General features: G+C 67.5%; 18 protein-coding genes and 4 pseudogenes. 9 read left to right on the forward strand and 13 right to left on the reverse strand.

Annotated features, from left to right (window positions below; all coding sequences use genetic code 11):
• Positions 1 to 391 precede the first annotated feature (391 nt).
• Positions 392 to 913, reverse strand: a complete 522-nt coding sequence (locus tag QF027_RS49145) for a hypothetical protein (RefSeq protein WP_373432485.1) — start codon at positions 911 to 913, stop codon at positions 392 to 394.
• Between QF027_RS49145 and QF027_RS49150 the strand changes: the two genes are divergently transcribed.
• A complete protein-coding gene (locus QF027_RS49150; protein WP_373432486.1) occupies positions 806 to 1,264 on the forward strand; it encodes a 2-phosphosulfolactate phosphatase in 459 nt (152 codons plus the stop codon). The genes QF027_RS49145 and QF027_RS49150 overlap by 108 nt on opposite strands.
• Positions 1,265 to 1,270: 6 nt before the next feature.
• Here QF027_RS49150 and QF027_RS49155 read toward each other — a convergent pair.
• The 3 genes and pseudogenes from QF027_RS49155 to QF027_RS49165 all read right to left on the reverse strand — a co-directional run bounded on the left by QF027_RS49155 (position 1,271) and on the right by QF027_RS49165 (position 2,857).
• Positions 1,271 to 2,018 (reverse strand): annotated as a pseudogene (locus tag QF027_RS49155) (transposase family protein).
• 174 nt (positions 2,019 to 2,192) lie between these two features.
• Positions 2,193 to 2,399, reverse strand: coding sequence for a hypothetical protein (locus QF027_RS49160; RefSeq protein ID WP_307082175.1), 207 nt, complete (start codon positions 2,397 to 2,399; stop codon positions 2,193 to 2,195).
• 128 nt (positions 2,400 to 2,527) lie between these two features.
• Positions 2,528 to 2,857: a putative quinol monooxygenase gene (locus QF027_RS49165; RefSeq protein ID WP_307082176.1), complete on the reverse strand. Its 330-nt coding sequence runs from the start codon at positions 2,855 to 2,857 to the stop codon at positions 2,528 to 2,530.
• A 59-nt stretch (positions 2,858 to 2,916) separates the two neighbouring features.
• Here QF027_RS49165 and QF027_RS49170 point away from each other — a divergent pair, with 59 nt between their 5' ends.
• The 4 genes and pseudogenes from QF027_RS49170 to QF027_RS49185 all read left to right on the forward strand — a co-directional run bounded on the left by QF027_RS49170 (position 2,917) and on the right by QF027_RS49185 (position 5,352).
• On the forward strand, positions 2,917 to 3,276 hold the full coding sequence (locus QF027_RS49170; protein WP_307082177.1) for a MerR family transcriptional regulator: 360 nt from the start codon (positions 2,917 to 2,919) through the stop codon (positions 3,274 to 3,276).
• Positions 3,277 to 3,303: 27 nt separating this feature from the next.
• A pseudogene (locus QF027_RS49175) lies at positions 3,304 to 3,963 on the forward strand (sensor histidine kinase); the annotation flags it as partial.
• Positions 3,960 to 4,625, forward strand: coding sequence for a response regulator (locus tag QF027_RS49180; protein WP_307082178.1), 666 nt, complete (start codon positions 3,960 to 3,962; stop codon positions 4,623 to 4,625). The pseudogene QF027_RS49175 and the gene QF027_RS49180, both read left to right, overlap by 4 nt.
• Before the next feature lie 124 nt (positions 4,626 to 4,749).
• Positions 4,750 to 5,352, forward strand: a complete 603-nt coding sequence (locus QF027_RS49185) for a chloramphenicol phosphotransferase CPT family protein (protein ID WP_307082179.1) — start codon at positions 4,750 to 4,752, stop codon at positions 5,350 to 5,352.
• A 676-nt stretch (positions 5,353 to 6,028) separates the two neighbouring features.
• Here QF027_RS49185 and QF027_RS49190 read toward each other — a convergent pair.
• The 6 genes and pseudogenes from QF027_RS49190 to QF027_RS49215 form a co-directional block, all read right to left on the reverse strand.
• Positions 6,029 to 6,250: pseudogene (locus QF027_RS49190) on the reverse strand (transposase); the annotation flags it as partial.
• Between the two features lie 125 nt (positions 6,251 to 6,375).
• A complete protein-coding gene (locus QF027_RS49195) occupies positions 6,376 to 6,564 on the reverse strand; it encodes a hypothetical protein (RefSeq protein WP_307082181.1) in 189 nt (62 codons plus the stop codon).
• Between the two features lie 754 nt (positions 6,565 to 7,318).
• Complete coding sequence (locus QF027_RS49200) at positions 7,319 to 9,019, reverse strand: FAD-binding oxidoreductase (protein ID WP_307082183.1); 1,701 nt, start codon at positions 9,017 to 9,019, stop codon at positions 7,319 to 7,321.
• Positions 9,016 to 9,738: a lysophospholipid acyltransferase family protein gene (locus tag QF027_RS49205; RefSeq protein WP_307082188.1), complete on the reverse strand. Its 723-nt coding sequence runs from the start codon at positions 9,736 to 9,738 to the stop codon at positions 9,016 to 9,018. The genes QF027_RS49200 and QF027_RS49205 overlap by 4 nt, the downstream gene beginning before the upstream one ends.
• A 39-nt stretch (positions 9,739 to 9,777) precedes the next feature.
• On the reverse strand, positions 9,778 to 10,557 hold the full coding sequence (locus QF027_RS49210) for an SDR family NAD(P)-dependent oxidoreductase (protein WP_373432527.1): 780 nt from the start codon (positions 10,555 to 10,557) through the stop codon (positions 9,778 to 9,780).
• Between the two features lie 550 nt (positions 10,558 to 11,107).
• Complete coding sequence (locus QF027_RS49215; RefSeq protein WP_307082192.1) at positions 11,108 to 11,431, reverse strand: hypothetical protein; 324 nt, start codon at positions 11,429 to 11,431, stop codon at positions 11,108 to 11,110.
• 311 nt (positions 11,432 to 11,742) lie between these two features.
• On the opposite strand from QF027_RS49215, the gene QF027_RS49220 reads away from it, so the two are divergent.
• From QF027_RS49220 to QF027_RS49230, 3 genes are read left to right on the forward strand one after another with little or no spacing between them, the layout of a single operon-like run.
• Positions 11,743 to 12,570 carry a hypothetical protein gene (locus QF027_RS49220; RefSeq protein ID WP_307082194.1) on the forward strand — a complete coding sequence of 276 codons (828 nt, stop codon included), beginning with the start codon at positions 11,743 to 11,745 and terminating at the stop codon, positions 12,568 to 12,570.
• Entirely contained in the window at positions 12,567 to 14,882 is a 2,316-nt protein-coding gene (locus QF027_RS49225) for an HAD-IB family phosphatase (protein ID WP_307082196.1), read from the forward strand. Before QF027_RS49220 ends, QF027_RS49225 begins: the two co-directional genes overlap by 4 nt.
• A complete protein-coding gene (locus QF027_RS49230; RefSeq protein WP_307082197.1) occupies positions 14,882 to 15,676 on the forward strand; it encodes a ferritin-like domain-containing protein in 795 nt (264 codons plus the stop codon). Before QF027_RS49225 ends, QF027_RS49230 begins: the two co-directional genes overlap by 1 nt.
• 662 nt (positions 15,677 to 16,338) lie before the next feature.
• Here QF027_RS49230 and QF027_RS49235 read toward each other — a convergent pair.
• The 3 genes and pseudogenes from QF027_RS49235 to QF027_RS49245 all read right to left on the reverse strand — a co-directional run.
• Positions 16,339 to 16,973: pseudogene (locus tag QF027_RS49235) on the reverse strand (IS6 family transposase); the annotation flags it as partial.
• Between the two features lie 564 nt (positions 16,974 to 17,537).
• Positions 17,538 to 17,939, reverse strand: a complete 402-nt coding sequence (locus tag QF027_RS49240) for a peptidase inhibitor family I36 protein (protein ID WP_306972288.1) — start codon at positions 17,937 to 17,939, stop codon at positions 17,538 to 17,540.
• Positions 17,940 to 18,277: 338 nt separating this feature from the next.
• Positions 18,278 to 18,643, reverse strand: a complete 366-nt coding sequence (locus QF027_RS49245) for a nuclear transport factor 2 family protein (protein WP_306972286.1) — start codon at positions 18,641 to 18,643, stop codon at positions 18,278 to 18,280.
• A gap of 70 nt (positions 18,644 to 18,713) precedes the next feature.
• Here QF027_RS49245 and QF027_RS49250 point away from each other — a divergent pair, with 70 nt between their 5' ends.
• Positions 18,714 to 18,950, forward strand: coding sequence for a LysR family transcriptional regulator (locus QF027_RS49250; protein ID WP_307082198.1), 237 nt, complete (start codon positions 18,714 to 18,716; stop codon positions 18,948 to 18,950).
• Positions 18,951 to 19,366: the final 416 nt, after the last annotated feature.

The raw sequence follows: 19,366 nt of genomic DNA on the forward strand, positions 1-19,366 counted from the left end.
GATCCAGGACGGACGAGGATTGGCGCCCGATCCGACATGGATGTTCCTTGACCCCCCAAAAGTCCGAGTACCACCTGAGACGCGTGAGACGCCCCCGGGCCAAGTGAGTGCGGTCGCAAGTGTCCCTTCTCATTAGATCTTGCAGAAGGCGGGCTGCTGACCTGGGGTGTGACAGGTAGGAGTGGGATTTCCGCCGGGGCTGTCGGGGTGCTTGGGGGGTCGTGTTGGCGATGCCGGGCGTGTGTCTCGTCGATCATTACGACGCTGATGCGTCCTGAGCTGGGCTGTGTCAGGACGGTGAGATGGCTGCGTCCAGAGTTCTCACCGAAGGTGCCTGGTTCCGGGGCAGGTCAAGAGTCAGGGGGCTCGGGCGGCCCTGGAGCCGGTCTGGCTACTGGCCGTGCAGCCAGATCCGCAGCGGACCGACCGGATCGAAGCCATGGCGGACGGCAGCCGCCAGGTCCTCGCCCTGCTCGTAGCCGACCACCGACAGGGTGGGGAACAGCCTGTTCACGGCGTCCAGTACTACCGGCCAGGCCACGTCAGGGCCGCCGTCCAGCGCGGAGATATTGGAGATTCCGACCACCTGGTCACTGCAGCTCGCCACTGCTCCGGCGACCACTCGACCGTCGGTGGACTGTCCGGCGAGCACGAAGGTAGCTGGGTCGTCGAGTAGTTCGGGCCGGAAGAGGTCCGCGTTGCCGTCCGCGTCGTCCCAGGCGAGCGCCCAAGCGCGCAGCGCGTCCGGATCGCCCGCCACATCCCAGGAAAGATCCGGCGCCAGGGCGGGCGCACTTGCCGGGCGGTGGATCCACTGCGCCTCGAACAGTATCTGGAAGCCGTCCTGCGTCAGGTCGAGATCGACGAAGCTGTGGTTGCCGGGGCCCTCCGAAACGCGACGGCCGCGGCGCACTGGCTCGTTGGCCAGGGCTACGGGACCGCCGACCGCCCCGTCGCGGTGATCGCCTCAGGCGAGCGCTGGCCCGACGGGAGCCTGCGGCCCGCCATGGAAGACCTGCTCGGCGCGGGAGCCATCGTTGCCGCGCTGCACGAACGGCTCAGCGACACGCTCTCGCCGGAAGCCGCCGTGGCAGCGGCCAGCTTCCAGGCGACCTCGGACGTCAGCGCTGCAGTGGCCGCCAGCTCCTCCGGGCGGGAGCTCATCGGCGGGGGATTTGTCGAGGACGTCGTTGTCGCCACCGAACTGGACGCCTGCACCGCGGTTCCCGTCCTCATCGAAGGGGCGTTCACCGTCACTCAGTGAGCTTCTTCAGCGTTGCCGCTCCAGGGTGAGGACGGCTTTCGCGATTGACGTCATGCGGTTTGGACTGCACCGGGATCTGCCGAAGATCCGCCAGGACTTCAGCCGCGCAACACCGCGTTCGACCGGTGCCCGTGCCGCGGACAGTGCCCGGTTGAGGGTCTTCTCGGTAAGGGTGAGTTCCTGCAGGGGCTTGCGCTTGATGCCCGTACTCACCCAGGGACCGCCACCCTGTAGGCGAGATCGGCCAGGATGGGGACGCCCTGGCCCTCACAGATGCGGATGATTCGGTGGGTGCGGGCGGCGGTCAGGTCGTGAGTGCGGCCCGGCAGTGTGGGTGAGAGCCACAGCAGCCGGCCGCCCGGATCGGTGACCACCTGCACGTTCACGCCGTGCGACGGTGCTTGGCCGAGTAGTCCGCGCGCCCGTCGCCGACCCGGTCGCACTCGGCCAGGGTGCCGTCCAGCAGGGCGAAGTCGGGGTCGGCCTCGCGCAGAACCTTCAACAGGCCCGGCGCACTCTCTGCGAGCAGATGGATGACCGCGCTGGTGTAGGCGTGGGCGGTGGACTCGCTGATCCCGAACCCGGCGGCGATCTTCGCCAGGGTGGTGTGTTCGCGCAGGTACACCAGTGCCACCATCGCACGCCGGGACGGGCGGAGCTTGCAGCGCCGGTCACCCTCGCGGGTGACGACGAGCATGGTCACCCATTCCACGAGCGCATGCGGCAGGTCGAGTGCGGCATGATAGATGACCAACGAGGCCCCCGAGCAGCGTGGTTGAGACGTCAGACATCTCGATCAACAGCCCGGGAGCCTCGCTCGTTGCGCTGCATGGACCGTCTCCTGATCGGTGGCCAACTCGAAGAAGCTCACTGAACCTTGACCGGTGAGTTTCATCCGGGGGTACGACGCTCCGGGCCCGTCGTCTGGCTACTGTGCTGTGGCTTTGCGCTCCCTGCGGGACCGCAACCACGGGACCAGGTACCAGGAGGCCACCACCAACGCGGACGTCACCGCAGTGGACAACCAGCCCCTGTAGATGTCCGCGAGGCCGGTGACAAAGCGCATGACGACGGTGAACACGGCCCAAACCACCAGCCAACGAGCCGCCTTGATCATTCGTCCCTGTCGTCGCATGACGCGAGGATATCCGCGGGCCTGAAGGGGAACAGACGAGGGCTGTTGCTCACGCAGAGGTCAGCCTTCAGTGGCAATCGGTCAAGGTTCAGTGTCAGAGGACAACGGCATCTGTCGCGGGCATCCCCTCAGGCGGGAGCCGGTTCGGTGTCGGGGTACGGGCTGAGCATGGTGTCGAAGTGGCCCTCCGGGGCTTCTTCCAGGAAAGTCGACAGGTTTTCCAGGAAGGCGCGCAGCGGGGGCGTCGCGTTGTGCCGGTCCAGGTCTTCCTGGGAGCGCCAGACCTCGTACAGGAAGAAGCGGCCGTCCTCGTGCTCGTGAAGGTGGTACTGCAGGTTGCCGGGCTCTTGCCGGGTGGGTTCCACGAGGGAGGAGAGGGTGCGCCGGACCTCGTCCGCGCGTTCCGGCCTGGGCCGCAGGAAACCGTAGAGGGCGATGGGGCGATCTGTGTTCGGCATGACCGTCAGGCTAGGATCTCACACCGATGTGAGGTTCAAGGGGTTGTGAGGAGCACCACATGAAGATCGGCGAGCTCGCCGCCGCGACGGGGACCTCAGTCCGACTGCTGCGGTACTACGAGGAGCAGAGCCTCCTGGAGTCCTACCGCCTCGACAGCGGCCACCGCCGCTACGAAGACAGCGCCCCCGCCGTGGTCCGCCGTATTCGCGCGCTGCTGGATGCCGGACTGCCGACGCGGGTCATCCGCGACCTGCTGCCGTGCGTTCGCCAGGACGGCACGGTCGCCGGATGCAAGCTGGAGACCCTTCAAGAACACCTCCAGGGTCTGGACGACCGGATCTGCTCACTGTCGGAAACCCGCACCTCTCTGGCCGGGCTCATCTCCGCCACCCAGGCCCGCGAGTCGGTACTCAGGTAAGACCGCTTCCTGCGCGACCGCAAGAACACGGCGGACGAGGCCGAGCGCACCAGGGAGGAGGCTGCGCGGCGCCGCGCCGACGAGGAGCGGCTGCGCATCGCGCGGGAGCTGCACGATGCGCTCACCCACCAGATTTCAGTCATCAAGGTCCAGGCCGAAGTCGCCGTCCATGTGGCCCGCAGGCGTGGCGAGCAGGTGCCGCAGGCCCTGCTCGCCATCCGGGAGGCCGGACGCGAGGCGACCCGGGAGCTGAGAGCGACCCTTCAGGCGCTGCGCGACGACGATACGACCCCGCCGCATGGCCTCGACCACGTGGCGGTACTGGTGGAACGGGCCTGTGCCCTGGGCCTGGACGCGACGCTGACGATCGAAGGGCAGCGGCACGACGTGCCGACCACGGTGGGACGGACCGCCTACCGGATCATTCAGGAGTCGCTCACCAACATCGCCCGCCACGCGGACACTGCCACCGCCTCCGTCCGGATCCACTGCCGTCCGGACGCCCTTGTGATCCGCATCGATGACGACGGCAAGGCCGCGCCGGAAACCACCCCGACGCCCGGCGTCGGGCTGCTCGGCATGCGCGAACGAGTCACCGCCCTCGGCGGCCGGCTGCGCGCCGAACCGCGCCGCGAGGGCGGCGGCTTCACCGTTCAGGCCGAGCTTCCCGTGGACCAGACGGCATGATCCGTGTCCTGCTGGTTGACGACCAGCCACTCATTCGCAGCGGATTCCGCGCGCTTCTCGACCTTGAAGATGACATCGAGGTGGTGGCCGAGGCCGCCGACGGGCAGGAGAGCCTGGCACTGGCCAGAGAACACCTGCCCGACGTCGCTCTTGTCGACATCCAGATGCCGGTCCTCGACGGCATCGAGACGACCCGGCGCATCGCCGCGGACCCGAACCTGGCTGCCATGCACGTGGTCATCCTGACCAACTACGGCCTGGACGAATACGTCTTCGCCGCGCTGCGCACCGGCGCTGCCGGATTCCTCGTCAAGGACATTCTGCCGGAAGACTTCCTGTACGCCGTCCGCGTCGCCGCACGCGGCGACGCCCTGCTCTCACCCTCGATCACCCGCAAGCTCATCAACACGTACGTCACCCAGCCGCAGGGCACCAGCATCGGCACAGGGCTGGAAGGGCTCACCAACCGCGAACGCGAAGCCGTCGCCCTGGTCGCGCATGGCCTGTCCAACGGCCAGATCGCCGACCGCATGGTGATCAGCCCGACGACCGCGAAAACCCATATCAACCGGGCCATGGCCAAGCTCCACGCCCGCGACCGCGCTCAGCTCGTCATCCTCGCCTACGAATCCGGCCTGGTAGCCCCACGCGGTTCCTGCTGAACGCCCTCGTAGGCTTCACAATCTGTGCTTGGCCCTGCCTTCGGGGAGGCCGTTGAGCCCCCTTGGGAGCCTGCCCGCCCACCCTCAAAGCGGAACCGGAGCGGCACCATGTGATCATGCCGATATGGCATCTGGTCGCATCATCTTCCTCAACGGCACCTCCAGTTCGGGGAAGTCGAGCATCGCTCGGGAGCTTCTGGACATCCTCGACGACGGCGTCTTCTTCCACCTGGCGGTCGACAGCTTCAATGCGATGCGCAGTAAGCGGGAGCTCGAGGCGGAGGAACTCGACGCCGCGCTGCGGCGGACCAGGATGGGCTTCCACCGCTCGATTGCGGCCATGGCTGAGGTGGGCAACGACATCGTGGTCGACCATGTGCTGAGCGAGCCGTGGCGACTGCTCGACTGCCTGACAGTGCTGCCGCCCGAGGACGTACTGTTTGTCGGCGTCCACTGCCAGCCGGACGAGCTGGCCCGCCGCGAGCTGGCCCGGGGCGACCGTCCTCCGGGCCTCGCGGCGCACCAATACGACCTGGTTCACGCCCACGGCGACTACGACCTGGAGTGCGACACCAGCACGGCAGGCCCACGCGCATGCGCTCAGCGAATCAAGGAGGTTCTCCCGCACCGCCCCAACCCCACCGCTTTCACCCGCCTCAGCCGACGCCACCTGATGGACAGCCAAGAACCACCTACGGCGAAGCACAATCTCCTCGACTTGGGCTAAAACGCACCCATGCCACGCTGGACTTCCACAGAAGCAGGTGCAGTGAGAATCCCGAGCCATGGCAGTCTCGCACCAACTGGCAAACCTGCAGCTCAGAGCGAGATCCACAGCCAACTTCACTTCGACGGGACTGCCGGCTGGAGCCATGGCGTGTGCGGTGGCGGGCGCGGTCGCCACGGCTCGGGTCGGCCGGTCCACAGCTGCGGTGGTCGTACTGGTTCCTGGGCCCGTCGACTTGTCGTTGTGCTACTGCCTGCCGGTTGGATGAGTCTGACAAGGTAGGCGCTTGAGCCACCAGATCGCGAGCGGATAGGCAGCTGCTGCGGCAAGGAGTCCCGTCAGGGCGGTGACTACGTGCTCGTATTCCGGAAGCAACTGGCTGACAGGCTGGAAGACCAGCATTTGAGTGCACCAGAAAGCCGCGAAGGCCGCGAACATGCCTCCGTCCGACTCTTTGGTCCGCCGCCTCCTGCCCGTCGGGACGGACGCGGGTGGTCGGGTGAGTTGGCCGTCCGGGGATGGCGCGAAAGGGTCGGTCACGCTCCCGTTGTACCGGTCGCCGATCAACGCGACAAGAGGTACGTCCCGCCTGTGAAAAGGCCTGCGACCGGCGCCACTCCTAAGAGTTGTCCCTGTAAATGATCGACGACGTGTTCGTTGACCAACCTCTTCTTCGTCAGCCAGTCAGGGTGAGGTTGTGGAGGCGGGCGATGCCGAGCATGGCGTAGTGAACACCGTCGCCCTTCAGACGACAGTCGCGGAGGATCTTCCAGGCCTTCATCCGGGCAAGGGCGTGCTCAACGCGGGCGCGGACCTTGCGGTGGGAGGTGTTGTGTTCCTCCTTCCAGGCGGGGGGTTCGGCCTGGCCCTTCTCGCGGCGGTGCGGGATGACCAGTCCGCCGCGATCACCCGCGGCATAAGCGGCGCAATCACTGCCAGCCACGGCACGGAGGCGTATTCGTTGTGCATCAGCTGCTGCCTCGGAACGGAACTGGCTGCCCGGCTCCGGCGCCAGCCGCAATATCACCGGTCTGTCCTGGCAGGCCAGTCGACCTTGTACGTGCTGTTGTACATGCCCATGCCCAACTCGACGGCGGACAGCGGGCGGGTCTCGGTTCCGAAGGCCGGCCCGGCGGCACACCGCCTTGATCTCGTCGGGGCCAGCGACTGTTGGAACGCTCCTGGGGCACGCTTGACCGGACGAAACTCCATGCGACTCCTTGGAACCCGTGTGCGGGCACCGACGCAGAGCCGAACCTGCCGATCAGCACTACGGCGCTCCGGCTCGGCGCTTGGCGTGGCCCTGGACCATGCCCCGGCCCGATGCTATCGGGGGTGACTGAGCCAGGGCCTGCGGCCGCAGCGAGACGGAGGCTCCGGCGTTGAAGATCCAGAAGGACCTTCAACGCCGGGGTTGTGTCAACTGCACGAACTGTACGGCGCCTTTCGGCTCGCCCCGTGCGGCAGCTGCCGCACAGGGCCGCTCTCTGAGATCTGTCGGCGCAACCGCTCCCCGTTGCGGGCCGCTGCCAGCCGGTACACGCCGAAAGGAGCTTGAGTACGGTGAGTGAGGACGTTTCGGGATGACGCAGAGGGCGGGCATGGATCCAGACGTGTTCGTGGCAGCAGTAGCCGTGCTGGCAGAGCACCATCCAGCAGCGGTGCTCACTGAAACCGGAGCTGTGGCTCGGCCGGGCTTCCTGGTGGGTCCGGGCGCCGCCGTTTGCCTACACTCTGCTTTGACGCGGGTGCGGTTCGGAGTGGGCGCCCCGAACTGAAGCCAGTATGCCCGCCGGAGGGGCAGCCGGGGACGACCGCCCCGGCTGCCCCTCCCCACGTGCGTGAGGCAGGGTCCCCCAGACCCGCGGACGCGAAGACAGGCCCGCTCGGGAACACGGCCGCGTCCGCGCCCTCAATCCACCGTGCCCTCGACGAGACCCGACAGACCCGAGAGTCCCTGCGGCGCTCAGACCACGATCTTGCGCGGGTTGAAGTTGCCGCCCGGGTCGGCAGCGTCGAAGAGGCCCGACATGACCGCGACGCCCTGCGCCGAGATGTCCTCCTCCAGCCACGGCGCGTGTTCCAGTCCCACCCCGTGGTGGTGTGAGATGGTGCCGCCGGCGTCGATGAACGCCTGCTGGATCGCGCGCTTGACCGTGTCGTACTCGCCGAGCGGGTCGTCACCAAACACGAAGGCGAAAGTGAAGTAGAGGCAGGCTCCAGAGTGGTACGAGTGCGACATGTGCGACATCGTCCAGCCCGTGCGGCCGATCTTCTCGTAGGCACGGTCGGCCGCCTCGTAGACCGCCGCGTGGATGCCACGCAGCTTCGACCACGGACCGGCGGTCTCGCTCACGTCGCCGGCGGCACCGCGGTCGAGCAGGAAGTCGCGGATGTACGGCGTGTCGAACTTCTTCTGGTCGTAGAGCGCACCGGGTCCCTTGCCGACGCCGATGCCGTGATGCTTGCGCACGATCCGGTCGACGAGCGACTTCTGCCGTTTCGCGTGCGCCTTGCCGCCCTCGAAGCCGATGAAGGAGAGACACATCTCGTCGAGGTTCCAGCCACGCCTCTTGAGATACGCCATGAGGCCGGCCTGCGCCTTCTTCTGAATGCCCTTCGACTCCTTGCCCGTCGCCAGCGAGAAGCCGGTCTCGTGCGCGTCCGAGATACGGGTGACCGTGGGCGAGACGTCGCTCTCGGCGATCTCCTGCATCGCGGCGAGGCCGTGGTCGAGATTCTTGAAGAAGTAGGCGTAGATGGCACGCTTCTCGGGGAGCCGGTGCACCTGCACCGTGACCTCGGTGATGACGCCGAGCCGCCCCTCTGAGCCCACCACCATCTCCCGCACGCTCGGCCCGGTCGACGCACTCGGAACGGCACGGATCACGAGGATCCCACCGGCCCGCACGACACGCAGTCCCTTGGCGATGTCCGCGATGTCGCCGTACTTGTCCGACTGCATGCCGGACGAGCGCGTGGCGACCCACCCGCCGAGCGTCGAGTGGGTGAACGAGTCGGGGAAGTGCCCCATCGTCCAGCCGTCCCGGTTGAGTTGAGCCTCAAGATCGGGGCCCAGCGCTCCGGCCTGGATGCGCGCCAGGCCGGAGTCGGCGTCGATCTCCAGCACCCGGTTGAGGCGGCCGAGGTCGAGCGAGACGACCACCCGCGACTCGTCCGGGTGCGGTTCGAGGCTGCCGGCGATATTGCTGCCGCCCCCAAAGGGGATGATCACGGCGTCCGCCTCGACGGCCGCGTCGACGACGCTTTGCACCTCCGCCTCGTCGGCCGGGTAGACGATCACATCGGGACTGCGCGCGATCTCGCCTGCTCGGATCCGGACCAGGTCACGCAGGCTCTTGCCGTACGTGTGGACGACCCGGGACAGGTCGTCGACGACGGTGTTCTCTGCTCCGACGATGCCGCTCAGGACGGTGACGAACTCCTCCGGTGCCGTCGAATCCGGCACCTTCAACTGCGAGAAGTCGGGCCGTTCGGTGCGCTCGGCCGCCAAGAGGTCGAGACCGACGGCCTTCTGTACGAACGGCGCGAACCCGGGCTTGTCCTCGTGGTGGAAGCCGACGCCTTCCACGCCCCAGCCCCACCACTTCATGTGTTTCACCTCACCGGTGCGCATCGCGTCGGTGCGGCGGGGGGATTCGGTCACGAACGGTCTCCTTCAAGTACACGACGTGAGGTGGTATTCGCGCCGAGGATGTGGTCGGAGTGCTCCTCGGCCAGGGCGACGATCGCCGAGCGGATGCGTTCGGTGAAGTCGCTCCTCAACTCCCCGGGACGGGCAGTGAGCGGTTCGCCGAAGACAACCCCGACCGGCAGGCGGCCCGGTTTCGGCCAATTCGATCCGCGAGGATGCGCCTCATGCGCGCCGATGACCGCGACGGGGAGCACCGGCACCTCGGCTGACGAGGCGAGCGCCGCCACCCCCGGCTTGAACGTCCCGAGCGATCCGTCGCGCGAGCGGGTACCTTCGGGAAAGATCAGGAGCGGCACTCCCCGGTTCAGCAAAGCCTTGGCGCTCACTCCGCGCGTGTTCGCTCCGCTGCGGTCGACCGGGAAGGCGTTGAAGAAGAGAGCCGTGAGGCCGCGCCGCTGCCACACGTCGAAGAAGTAGTCGGCGGCGGCTCCCACCGCGAGGTAGCGCGCCAATCGGCGGGGCAGCGCGCCCATGATGAGTGGTGTGTCGAGGTGCGAGCTGTGATTGGCGACGACGACATAGGTGTCCTCGACGTTCGCCAAGCGCTCGCGCCCAAGTACCGTGACGCTGGTCACGCTCCAGACGACGGGCTTCAACAGCCCCCGCTGCGCGACGAAACGCGCCGCGGCGTGAGAGCGTGACGTGAAACGGTCGCGCATCGTCGCATGCATCCGCTTCCTTCCGGTGCGGGCTCGCCCGCACTGCTTCTTTCAGTGAATGAGACTGTCATTACGGTTGGACGAGATCCGTCGCGAGATCCACCGCACCGTGTGGCGCGGAAGATGACGTGCGAACCAGATGAGCAACCGGTACCGGAAGCTCGGCATGGAGATCACCCGTCCGCGGCGCACGTCGCGCAGACTCGCCTCGACGAGTCGCTCGGCGTCGAGCCAGAGGAAGTTCGGAATGCTCGACGACCGGATTCCGGCCCGCGCATGGAACTCCGTGCGGACCCAGCCCGGACAAAGGGCCGTCACGGTGACGCCCGTTCCATGGAGCTCGTTCGCCAGCCCCTCCGTGAGCGAGGTCACGAAGGCCTTGACTGCCGAATAACTCCCCATCGTGACGAACCCAGCCGTGCTCGACACATTGACGATCGCACCGTGCCCGCGTTCGCGCATGGCCCGCCCGGCGGCGCCCGCGAGCACCAGCACCGCGCGCCCCATGACCTCGATCGCCCGGTCGTGCGGAGCGGTGTCGGCCGAGGTTATCGGCGCGTGCACGCCGAAACCGGCGTTGTTCACGAGCATGTCCACCGGATGGGCGGGGTCCTCCAGCCGGGCGACGACACGCTCGACGTCGGCGCGATCGGACAGGTCGGCGGGCAGTACTTCGACGGCACGGCCCCGGGACTCGAGCTCGACCGCCATCCGGCCGAGCCGCTCCCTGTCGCGCGCCACCAGGACAAGGTCCCATCCACGGTCCGCCAGAGCGCGCGCGAACGCCGCTCCGATACCCGACGTAGCGCCGGTGACAAGTGCGACCCTTATACGGCTCAGCACAGTTTCATTGCCATTCACTCGACATCCGAGTTCCCCGCTCACAGCTATTGCCTGGGGTGGTGAGCGGGTCCACGTCGTCGAACCCGACACCGGCCTTCCGAGTTCGCCGACCGACGAGCCAACCCAGGTGAATGGCTCCGGTCGTGCAGTCGCCGACGGCTGAGTCCTCGCGCATGACACCCCTTTCCTTACTCGGCTCATCCCGTTAGACCGGGCACGCATCCGTCTTGTGACACCAGATTCCGCACGTGCTCATACGGACTCAGGAATCGCTCTCTGACCTCGATCCGTCAGCTGGGGCAGGTCGTTGACCGGCTCGGTGGTTCGCCCGTCATGGCCTCCGCCGTTCGAGAGTGGGCCGTCGCGTGACGCTGCGGGGTGCGCCGGGGTTCCACGTCTCCCGGGCTGGTGCGGTCCTCTCCTTTTCGGTCCTCGCTGGGGCGGATGATGGGTGGTCAGGTGATGGCTGGGAGGGCGGTCAGTCGCCCCAAGGCGGTGGTGAACGCGTCGGCCCATGGCCAGGGGGTTCGATCCGCAGTCATCGGCGACGGGCGTGTTTCGCGCGGCGGGCCGGGAGGTGGCAGAGCCAAAAGCGCATGGTGTCCGTCTCGGCGTCATCCAGGTCTTGCTGATCGTGCAGGGTGTGCGGGCGGAGCCAGGCGTCCAGGTCGGCGGCGAGGTTCGCGCTCAGCGTCCCCGTGATGATCGTCGCGTCCATGTCGGTCACTACCCAGTCATGCAGCCGCTTCCCGGGGACCGCCGGCCAGGGGAAGCCGCCCGGCCGCAGATGCAGCAGCGACCACGCGTGCCGGCGTACCCGCGCCCGTGCCTTGGCGACCCTCGCCAGGACCACGGCGTCCATCAGCTGTAGTGTCCGGCGGGTGGTCGAGTCGGGCACCGCCGGCCCGAACAAACCCTGGTGGTGGGCCTGCAACTGCCCAGTCCGAGAGATTCACCGCCCCCGGCACAATCCCCACCGCGAGCTGCACGACCACGGCTGCGCGGTCTCGTCGGCCAGCCCGCCTCCGCGACATGATCCACCGGACAGGCCTCAGGCCATGTGTCACACATGCGCCGGTTGCTCGGTCTGACGTGACGGCACCCCGACAAGTTTTTCGCACGTTCCGGGGCCTCCGCAGAGTCACTCCCACTCCCGCCCCAGAAAGCCGACGCATGAACTCAAACGACGAGGCGACGACCGCGCCGCCCGGGACAGCGGGCTTCGACGTGCGTGAGTTCGCCCGTACGGCACACGGCAGCCACCGCGAAACGCTCGATCTCGGGGCGCTCGCCGAAGAGCCGCTCGACGCCGAATCCGTCCGGCTCGTTCGCGCGCTGCGCGACCTGGAACGTGCGACGCTGCCCCGCATGAGCGACCTGCTCCTCACGGCGACTCACCAGGACGCCCGGGTCACCGCGTTCCTCACCACGTGGATGTTCGAGAGGTTCTGGATCGCCGACGCCCTCGACGCCGTCCTGGATGTTTCTCCCGCCACCCGCGACCTCCCTTCGAGCGCCGGTCCGGCACGGTGGGTACTGGCGGAGCGCCGCAAGCGCCGTGGCCCGATCCGTCACGCCCTCATCGCCAACATCACCGGTACGCAGATCGTCGCCGAACACGTGACGACGGGCCTGGTGGACGAATGGATCACGCAGGCGGCCTACCGGCGTCTGGCCGACGTGTCCTCCCTCATGGCGTCGATCATCAACCCCGTGGTGGAGATCAAGCATCGTCACATCCGCTTCCTCGCCGAGGAGGCGGAGCGGCGCCTTGGGCGCTCGGCCCGCGCCCAGCGCATCACCCGTCGCGCCCTCCGGCACGCCGCCTGGCCGCTCGGCTCGGTCGATCGCTCCAAGCACGAGCGCACTTTTTTCGAACGCCATGTCTTCGGCGACCAGAGCGGACGAGCCGAGGCGGGCCGTATCCGCGCGATGGTCGCCGCGCTCCCCGGCATCGGTCCCGGTGTCGCATCCAACGTGGAATCGAGGCTCCTTCCGTGACAGCGCACCGTGCCAAGACCGAACTCGGCAACGCGCACGTCCTGCTGACCGGCGCGACCGGCTTCGTGGGGCAGGCCGTGCTTGAGCGGCTGCTCACCGATCACCCCGCCACCCGCATCTCGCTCCTCGTGCGCGGGAAGGGCAGCCAGACCGGGCAGGACCGGCTCCGGCAGCTTCTGCGTAAACCCGTGTTCGAGCGCTGGCGGGATGCTGTGGGCGCCGAAGAGTCCGAGCGCAACGTCCGTGAGCGGATCACCGTGCTCGACGGCAGCATGACCAGCATTCCTGAGCTGCCTTCCGACCTTGACGTCGTCATCCACTCGGCGTCGACCGTCTCGTTCGACCCGCCCATTCACGAGGCGTTCGACACGAACGTCAACGGTGCCGTAAGCCTGTACGAGGCCCTGCTCGCCTCCGGATCGGATCCACACGTCGTCCATGTGTCGACCTGCTACGTCGGGGGGCTCCGTCGCGGCGTGGTACCCGAGGCCAAGCTGTTGCACGACGCCGACTGGCGCACCGAGTGGACCTTGGCGACGCAGACCCACGAGCGCACCGAGCTCACCTCGCGGGAGCCGGCGATGCTCGAGCGGTTCATGTCCCGCGCCCGCCGCAACCACGGCAAGGAGGGACCGATCGCGGCGGCCCGCGCGAGCGAGAACGCGCGGCGCGAGTGGGTGCGTTCCCAGCTCGTCGCCGCCGGCCGGCGGCGCGCGCAGAGTCTGGGGTGGACCGACGTCTACACGCTGACGAAGGCACTCGCCGAACGTGCCGCGGAAGACCTCTGGGGCGAGGCCGGACACCGGCTTTCGGTGGTCCGGCCCGCGATCATCGAGAGCGCCCTCCAGCATCCGTTCCCCGGCTGGATCGACGGCTTCAAGGTCGCCGACCCGCTGATCTTCGCCTACGGCCGCGGCCAGCTGCCGGACTTCCCGGGGCTGCCCGACTCGATCCTCGATGTCATCCCCGTCGACTTCGTCGTCAACGCCATCCTGGCCGCGGCTGCCAACCTGACCCCTGTCGACGAGCCGAAGTACTTCCACATCGCCTCGGGCGCGTCAAATCCGCTGCCTTTCCACCGCATGTACGAGAACGTACGCGACTACTTCACGCAGCACCCGATACCCAAGGACGGCGGATTCGTCAAAGTACCGACCTGGAAGTTCGCGGGCGAGCGCAAGTTCAACCGAGGTCTACTGCTGGCGAAGAGAAAGGCCGACCTGTGGGACGCCGCTCTGCGGCTGATGCCGAACGACGAGCGTAAGCGCGCTCTCGCGACCGAGAACGCCAAGCTGCGCGCCGGCATCGCCACCCTCGGCAACTTCATCGACCTCTACCGCGCATATGCGCAGACCGAAATCATCTTCGACGACCGCAACGCCCGCGCGCTGAACAACGCCCTTCCGGCCGAGGTGCGCGAGGACCGTGGCTTCGATGTGGAGCGGATCGACTGGGAAGAGTACCTGCAGAAGGTGCACCTCCCCGCCATCAGCGAGCTGACAGCGGCCTACCGTCGCCGGAAGGCCGCGGCCGCCCGGCCGGCGAACGCCCGCCCGGCACGCGAACTGCCTCAACGTACCGACGTACTCGCCGTCTTCGACCTCGAACGGACCGTCGTCGACTCCAACATCGTCGAGCAGTACCTATGGGTGCGCACCTCCGGCTTCCGCAAGGCGGCCTGGCCGAAGGAGGCAGCGGACCTGCTCGCCTCGCTGCCCGGCTACCTCCGCGCCGAGAAGCGTGACCGCGGCGAGTTCATCCGTGCGTTCCTGCGCCGCTACCGCGGCATGCCCATCGCCCGTCTCGAGGAGGTCGTGCGGCGCGGCTACGCCGACACGATGCTGCGGCACACGAGCGCAGACGCCGTGGCGCGCATCCGCGAGCACCGTGCGGCGGGTCACCGCACCGTCCTGGTCACCGGCTCCGTCGGCCTGCTCGCCGCTCCGCTCGCCGACCTGTTCGACGAGGTCGTCGGGAGTTCCATGCACGTGAAGGACGGTGTGCTCACCGGCTACCTCGGGAAGCCGCCGCTCGTCGGCGAGGCGAGGGCCGCGTGGCTTCAGCGGTACGCCGAGGAGGGCGGCTACGACCTCGCGGCCTCCTACGGCTACGGCGACAGCCACTGTGACCTGTCGTGGCTGTCACTGCTGGGCAAGCCCTCGGCGATCAACCCCGACGCCGAACTGGCGCGCGAGTCGCACAAGAGAAACTGGAACATCTACCGCTGGAAGAGCGGCGGTTCGGGCGTGCGCCGCGACGTCATCGCGGCACGGGCGACGATTCCGACACGCACCGACGAGAAGAGTGACTGATGGCTTTCGACATCGACAAGTACACGAAGAACTCCACCGGCGTGCAGTGGGCCGACCTCGACTTCGACGAGTTCGAGCGCGACCCGCTGTCCGAGGAGACGCTGCGCACGCTGCGCTACATGTGCGACGTCGAATACCACACGGTCTGCTACATGCGTGACCTGCTGACGACCCCGTCTCACAACGAGCCCGCGGTGGGCGCTTTCATGACGATGTGGAACCGCGAGGAGTTCTGGCACGGCGAAGCGCTCGCGGCCGTGCTGGGGCGCCACGGCATCCGAGTCGACTTCGACGAGCTCAAGGCGACCCGTCTGAAGCTCGGCTGGAGGGATCGCTTGGCGCCGGTGAAGCTGACGGCGATGGGTCGGTTGGTCGGAAACGACTTCGTCGCCGTGCACATGGCGTGGGGCGCGGCGAACGAGTGGTCGGCGACCGCGGCGTACCACAGGCTCGCGGCGCTGGAGAGCCACCCGGTGCTGGTACCGCTGCTGAGGCGGATCGCACAGCAGGAGACGAAGCACGTCGCGTTCTACGCGTCGCAGGCGCGTGACCGGCTCGCGGCAAGCAAGAAGGCCCGCGTGATCGCCCGCTTTGCGCTCGAGAAGGCCTGGGGCCCGGTCGGCTCGGGCGTCATGTCCGAGGACGAGATCACTCACGTCATGACGCACCTCTTCGCGGGTTCCGAGGGCCGCAAACTCATCCGTGACATCGACTCGCACATCGCGAAGCTGCCGGGTATGGACGGGCTGCGCATAGTCGAGGACTCCATGGACAACCGCGGCATCGCTGCCTGACGCCGCTGTCAAAACGGCTTCGGTCACCGACGGCATGACGTGGCACCACCATCGGTCGCGGACCGGGCCCGCTGAACTCGCCGGTACCGAAGGTGGTATCTGCCACGTGGTGCGCGTGCTCCACGGTGCAGCGCCGGGCGCGCCAGCCGGAGGCGTGCACGCGCACCGGCCCCTCCATGACGTTGCCGAGCACGGTGAGGTGCGGGAACGCGGCTGAGACGGAGATCCTTCACTGTTCTCACGGCAGCGGCGGCAACGCCACCTGCTGGATCGGTGAGGTGTTTCCGGCACGGTCGGTGCGATGTGCCGGTTTGGTGTCAGTGGGGGGATGTCAGTGACGGTGTGTTAGGCCGGTGCGTTGTCGCTGATCGGGTGTTGAGCGAGGGCGTGGTCACTGACACGGGGCGGTACCTGGGGCGGGCGTGGCTGGCATAGGGCGGTACACCCCACTCCGCTCCACTGTCTTGAGAACGGCACTTCTGATCCTTCCGAGGGGCTGCACGGTGGTCCGTGTCGGTTTTTGCGCGGGCGGAAGGGGGCGGGGTGGGGGAGCCGGGCGCGTGGGGTGAGGTCGCGGCGGGGCTGAGGGTGTCCAGACCGGTGCTGGTGGCGCGGCTGCTGGAGCTCGAGGCGGCCGGGGCGCTGACCACGGCGCATGTGCGTGCGGGCATCAGGTGGCGGCGGGGTCGGAAGTGGGGCGAGATGCCGCTGAACGCGGACAGGAACCGCTGGGCCTCGCTCACTGAGCGGAAGCCCTTCATCGGCCGTTCGCGCTGTCTGGTGGGCTGGTGGCTGTTCTCCGCCCGGTTGTTCGGGTTCTTCGACTGGCGGTGCTCGACGGAGGGTAGGACCTCGCGGTGGGTGGCGCCGTAGGAGCGGAGCTTGTCGGTGACGATCACCCGCGGCACCGTTCGGCTCTTCTTCATCAGCCTGTGGAAGAAGCGCCTGGCCGCGGCCTTGTCCCGCCGGTTCTGCACCAGGATGTCCAGGACGTTGCCGTCCTGGTCGACGGCCCGCCACAGGTACTTCTGTTCCCCGTTGATCTTGATGAAGACCTCGTCCATGTGCCACTTGTCCCGGGGCCGCGGCTGCCGGCGGCGCAGCGCGTGGCGTAGTTCTGCCCGAACTTCGCGCACCAGCGGCGCACCGTCTCGTACGAGACGGCGATCCCGCGCTCGAGCATCGGCTTCTCGACCTCGCGGAACGACAGCGGGAAGCGGAAGTACAGCCACACACAGTGGGAGATGACCTCGACCGGGTACCGGTGCCCCTTGTACGACAGCGACACGGCCCCCACCGACAGCCCCCTCCAGCACGATCAACCAGAAGATCATCCCCCCGGCCAACCAACGTGACAGTGCTCAGCCGGTGGTTTTACGGTGAGTAAGCGGGGGCGGTCCTGGCGCGTCCTCAGCAAGGTGCGCACCGACCCCGCCTGGGCGACCGCCCATGGCAGGGCCTTGCTGGTCCTCACGAACCGCGAAGTCGCCCGATAACCGACGATCTTCACCAAAGTCACCTGCCACCTGCCACCTGCCGCCTGCCAGCGCGAGCATCCCGATCCCCACGCACACCAGCCCTGTGACCAGCAACTTCAGCTTGCACACGTCCCGCTGGACCAGTTCGACGGGCCGATAAACCGTGCGCGAGACCGGATCGATGGGACATAGGCCGGCCGCCAGTCCCGGATCCGTCCTTGAGGAGGTCATGCCCCTCTTGCAGCCGATCCGCTTGGCGATCACCGAACACGTCTGCGCTTTCGGCCGACGTCACCTGCTTGTGCCGTCGGCGGATGCAACAGTCACGCCACCGTCCGCGTCAACCCAGCTCGCCAACCGGCCAGGGCATCTTGGATGCGGTGTCACCCGCAGTCGTTGCGGTTGATCTTCAGGCTGCGGGTCTGGTCGTTGAGGTTGTAACCGCGCAGGTCGTGGAGGGAGCCGCCGCTCTTGGTGACGCAGACCCAGCCTCCGGCGTAGTTGCGCTTTTCGTAGACGCGGGCGGTGCGTTCGGAGTTGTTACGGATGGAGCTGCCGCGGTCGCGGATGGCGGAGGGCAGGTCCTTGACGCTGCCGTCGACGGCCCGTTTCACCCAGGGCTGGCCGCCGAAGTTGATCTCGCGGTAGATGCAGACGTAGCCGTCCGGGCAGTCGATGCCGGCCGCCTGCACGGGGCGGGGGGTGACATCGGCAGTGGGAGCGGTCATCAGCAGCGGAGCGAGGACGGCGGCTGCCGCCAGGACCGTGCGTGTGCGAGTCGTCATCACGCGCACACATGTAGCAGCGCTGGGCCCGACACGCTGGGAGCGGGAGGCCGGTCACTCTTTGGCTACTCCCGCTTCCCTCGTACGGCCGAGCCCGCCCTGTCTGGCCTGCGGGCGCCGGTATCCGTCAAAAGCCGGACGGCCGCCATGTGACCTGGCCAGAGCCGGCAGGCCGGACACCGGGCCGCTCTCTTGTGCCACCGTCACCAGCACCCGGAGCAGACCGTGCACCGTCATGAGCGCACCGTGCCCTGGCCCGCGCCGGCATCAGCCCACGAGCCGCCCGTCTGCCCCGCATGCGCGCGCACGGCAGCACCAGCCGTCATGGCGTCTGCCAATCAGTTCTGCGCCTCGAATCCCGACAGGAGTGCCCGGGGGTCGAAGGTCACCCGGATGCGGGTGACCTTCCCGTCCTCGACATGCATCCAGTTCGCCGTCGGGGTAGGTGGCGCAACGCTTGTGCACAGGTCAAACCAGGTGATCACTTCACCACCTTCCGCCACCCGCATCTTCACGTCGATCTTCTCCAGCACCTGGCCAAGCCCCTTCAGTCCAGCGAGCGCTTCGTCTACCCCCGATGCCGTTCCCAGCGCTCCGACGAAGTCGACATTCTCGGCCAGCACCCCCCGCAAGGTATCGAAGTCGCCCGCCTCCCAGGCGGTGAAGTAGGTCTCGGCAAGCTCTCGCGCAGTCCTGGTCGTCATGCCTCCATCCTTCAATCATCCGATCCATCCGTCCAACAGATGGATCAGATGGCATCTATCGTCATTGGGCATGGAGATGCACCAACTGCGCTACTTCGCCGCCATCGTGGACGAGGGCACCTTCACCGCTGCCGCCCATCGCCTGCACGTCAGCCAGTCCGGCATCAGCACCCAAGTGGCCAAGCTGGAGCTGGGCCAACAACTGCTCGACCGCTCCGGTCGTCAAATCCGCCTCACCCCGGCTGGCGAGGCCGTTCTCCCCCTTGTGAAAAGCGCCCTCGCCACTCTCGAGGCCATCAAGCTGTAGTGCCCGCGGCTGAAACGCGTTGATGCCCATGTGCTGGGCACGTCATGCTTCTTTCGTCGCGCGGCTTGGAACTGTCGCGGTCGAGATGTTGGAGAGACACGTGGCAACGACGGGTGTGCGGTCACAGGAAGAAGTATTGGCGCGGCACCGTGCCAACCTTGAGGCGTTCGTGCTGCGGGCACGCCGGGTGGAAGCGCACTCGCTGGCGGCCGAGTGGGACGAGCTGGTGGCTTTGGCTGGGGCCCCGTACACAGTGACTGTGCTTGAAAATGGGGAAGCGCGTTTTCGTCAGGATCTTCCGGCCGAAGAGGTAGTGGAATCTGCTGCCGCGAGGATCAGGCCACTCCTCTTGGAGACTGACGCCTGCTCGTACCTGAAGGCGCTAGCCGGGGTGGGGTTCTTCTGCCGGTCGATGC

It is taken from the genome of Streptomyces canus (genome assembly GCF_030816965.1).
Taxonomy (GTDB): domain Bacteria; phylum Actinomycetota; class Actinomycetes; order Streptomycetales; family Streptomycetaceae; genus Streptomyces; species Streptomyces canus_E.

Bases quoted from the DNA above. Each gene is read 5' to 3' on its own strand.
- QF027_RS49160 (WP_307082175.1), bottom strand. From the start codon at position 2,399: ATGCGACGACAGGGACGAATGATCAAGGCGGCTCGTTGGCTGGTGGTT.
- QF027_RS49165 (WP_307082176.1), bottom strand. From the start codon at position 2,857: ATGCCGAACACAGATCGCCCCATCGCCCTCTACGGTTTCCTGCGGCCC.
- QF027_RS49170 (WP_307082177.1), top strand. From the start codon at position 2,917: ATGAAGATCGGCGAGCTCGCCGCCGCGACGGGGACCTCAGTCCGACTG.
- QF027_RS49180 (WP_307082178.1), top strand. From the start codon at position 3,960: ATGATCCGTGTCCTGCTGGTTGACGACCAGCCACTCATTCGCAGCGGA.
- QF027_RS49185 (WP_307082179.1), top strand. From the start codon at position 4,750: ATGGCATCTGGTCGCATCATCTTCCTCAACGGCACCTCCAGTTCGGGG.
- QF027_RS49195 (WP_307082181.1), bottom strand. From the start codon at position 6,564: ATGGAGTTTCGTCCGGTCAAGCGTGCCCCAGGAGCGTTCCAACAGTCG.
- QF027_RS49205 (WP_307082188.1), bottom strand. From the start codon at position 9,738: ATGCATGCGACGATGCGCGACCGTTTCACGTCACGCTCTCACGCCGCG.
- QF027_RS49215 (WP_307082192.1), bottom strand. From the start codon at position 11,431: ATGGACGCCGTGGTCCTGGCGAGGGTCGCCAAGGCACGGGCGCGGGTA.
- QF027_RS49220 (WP_307082194.1), top strand. From the start codon at position 11,743: ATGAACTCAAACGACGAGGCGACGACCGCGCCGCCCGGGACAGCGGGC.
- QF027_RS49230 (WP_307082197.1), top strand. From the start codon at position 14,882: ATGGCTTTCGACATCGACAAGTACACGAAGAACTCCACCGGCGTGCAG.
- QF027_RS49240 (WP_306972288.1), bottom strand. From the start codon at position 17,939: ATGACGACTCGCACACGCACGGTCCTGGCGGCAGCCGCCGTCCTCGCT.
- QF027_RS49245 (WP_306972286.1), bottom strand. From the start codon at position 18,643: ATGACGACCAGGACTGCGCGAGAGCTTGCCGAGACCTACTTCACCGCC.
- QF027_RS49250 (WP_307082198.1), top strand. From the start codon at position 18,714: ATGGAGATGCACCAACTGCGCTACTTCGCCGCCATCGTGGACGAGGGC.